This window comes from Leucobacter sp. M11 (assembly GCF_035726885.1).
GTDB lineage: Bacteria > Actinomycetota > Actinomycetes > Actinomycetales > Microbacteriaceae > JAPFRB01.
The window spans coordinates 13,126-15,578 of sequence record NZ_JAPFRB010000007.1 but is presented as its reverse complement, the minus strand read 5'-3'; the positions used below and the strand labels follow the sequence as shown (position 1 = coordinate 15,578).

Sequence of the window (2,453 nt, the reverse complement as noted above, 5' to 3'; positions counted from 1 at the left end):
GGGCACGTCCCGGTTGGTGACCCCGTCGATCAGGAGGAAACCGATGCCCGGGTAGCGGAACAGGTACTCGATGATGACGACGCCGCCGACCAGCCACGCGAGTTGCAGGGCGATCACCTGGGCGACCGGGCCGATCGCGTTGGGGATCGCGTGCCGGGTGATCACGCGCCGCTCGGGCAGCCCCTTCAGCCGGGCCTGCTGGACGTAGGGGCTGTCGAGGACCTCAAGCATGGTCCCGCGCATGATCCGAATAATGTACGGCGACACGGCAAGCACGAGGGTGAGCACGGGCAGCACCAGCTGCTCGGGCGAGGACCAGACCGCCGCGCCCGGGGCGAGCACGACCACCGCGGGGAACAGTTGAAAGAGCCCGGTGGACAGCAGCAGGATGAGAAACACCCCGACCACGAACTCGGGCAGCGAGGCCAGCACCAGGGTGAGCACGCTCGTGAGGTGATCGCCCGCGCGGCCCTGCCGCAGGGCGCTCCAGGTGCCAACGCCGATCGCGACCGGAATCGCGATCAGGGCGGCAATCAGCATCAGCACGCCCGAGCTGACGAGGCTCGGCAGGAGAAGATCCGAGACGGGGATGCCCGCGGTGAGCGAGAGCCCGAGGTCCAGGCTCACCACCTTGACGATCCACGCCCCGTACTGCTGAAACCAGTTCCCGCCCAGGTCCAGCTGCTCGCGCAGCGCCGCGAGCCGCTCCGGGGTCGCCTCGCGGCCCAGAATCGCCTGCGCGGCGTCCCCGGGCAGGGCCTGCGTGGCGAGGAAAACGACAACCGAGACCGCGAGGAGCGTGAGCACCCCAAAGCCGAGCCGGCTGAGCAGCAGCCGGGGCACCGCCCCCAGGCGCCGCCGGGCGCTCCCCGGCGGGGCGGAGGGTGCCCGGCGCGGCGGTCGGCCCGGGCGCGCAGCGCCCGGACCGACCGCGAGTGAGGCGTCGGTCATGCCTGGTCCAGCCACACCAGGCGGAAGGCGAAGGAGGTGAGCGGGATCCCGCTCGGGTCCGGCACGAAGCCGTTCACGCCGACCCGGTACGCGTCAACCGTGTTCGGGAAGCCCCACACGATGTAGCCGCCCGTGTCGTACTCGATCTGCTGCGCCTCGCGGATGAGCTCGCAGCGGCGATCCTCGTCGAGTTCCCCGCGGGCCTCCAGCGCGATGCGCGTCCACTCCGGGTCGTTCCAGTGGGTTTCGTTGTACGGCGAGCTCTCGAAGCTCGAGACGTCGGTCTGCGGGAGGTAGTCCCGCGTAAACCAGAAGTCCTGCGCGAAGGTCCAGTCGAGGTAGCGCTCCCCGTAGAAGTCCCCCGTGTCGACCCGGTTGATCTCCACGGTGACCCCGGCCTCCGCGGCCTGCTGAGCAAAGACCTGCGCGGCCTCGACGATGCCCGCGGCCACCGGCGAGGTGACCAGCTCGACCGTGAGATCGCTCTGCCCAGCCTCGGCGAGGAGCCGCTTGGCCTCCTCGATGTCCTGCGTGCGCTGCGGGATATCGCTCGGGTAGCAGGCGTCGTATGGCGCGTACATGTCGTTGCCGATCTCGCCCCGGCCGTCGAGCACCTGGTCCACCATCTGCTGGCGGTCCACGATCAGGCGGAAGGCCTGCCGGACCCGCACATCGTCGAAGGGCGCGGTGTCCACGCGCATCGTGAACGGCAGCCAGGAGCCGCTCGGCGACTCCAGCACCTCGAAGCCGTCGTTGGCCTCGACCACGCTCGTCTGCCCGAGGGGCAGCTGATCGATCGCGTCCACCTGCCCGCCGAGCAGGGCATTCACCCGGGCGGTGTCGTCCGGGAAGTTGATGATCGTCACCTCGTCCAGGAAGGGCTCTCCCTCCCGGAAGTAGTTGGGGTTTTTCACGAACACGCTCTGCTGGCCCGGTTCGAATGACTGCGGCATGAAGGGGCCGGAAGACACCGGGTTCTCGGGGTCGTAGTCCGCCGGCACGATGCCGGAGGCGTACTGCGCGAGGGAGTCCGCGAACACCGTCGTTGGGTCGTTGAAGGGGAAGACCGCGGTCAGCTCGTCCACGGCCTCGACGGCGTCCCGGTCGAGGTCCGCGAGGGCCGTGGCCCCGGCCTTCGGGTCGTCCGGGTCCGTGATGCGCATGATCGAGGCGATCACGTCGGCGGAGGTGATGGGGCTGCCGTCGCTGAACTTCAGCCCCTCGCGAAGGGTCACGGTCCAGGTTCGGGCGTCCGCGGAGGGCTCAACGGACTCCGCGAGAGCCATCTGCAACTCGTGGTCCACGGAATAGTCGATCAGCGTGGAATAGAGCTGAATCACCCGGGCCTGATCCGGGTGGGTGACGGGGACGTGGGCGTCGAGGGTGTCCTTGATGGACCCGCCGACCACGCCAACGCTCAGGCTGCCGCCGGTGACGGGGTCGCCGGCCCCGGTGGTGCCGCCGGACGTGTCCGGGTCGCTGCTGCACCCGGTGAGGATCAG

2 protein-coding genes are annotated in these 2,453 nt (G+C 69.6%); both read right to left on the bottom strand.

Annotated elements, in window-relative coordinates; translation table 11 throughout:
- Positions 1 to 951 (bottom strand): ABC transporter permease (locus OOT08_RS17970; protein ID WP_325094248.1); only part of this gene is annotated, 951 nt, incomplete at its 3' end.
- A partial coding sequence (locus OOT08_RS17965; RefSeq protein WP_325094247.1) for an ABC transporter substrate-binding protein occupies positions 948 to 2,453 on the bottom strand: 1,506 nt, incomplete at its 5' end. The genes OOT08_RS17970 and OOT08_RS17965, both read right to left, overlap by 4 nt.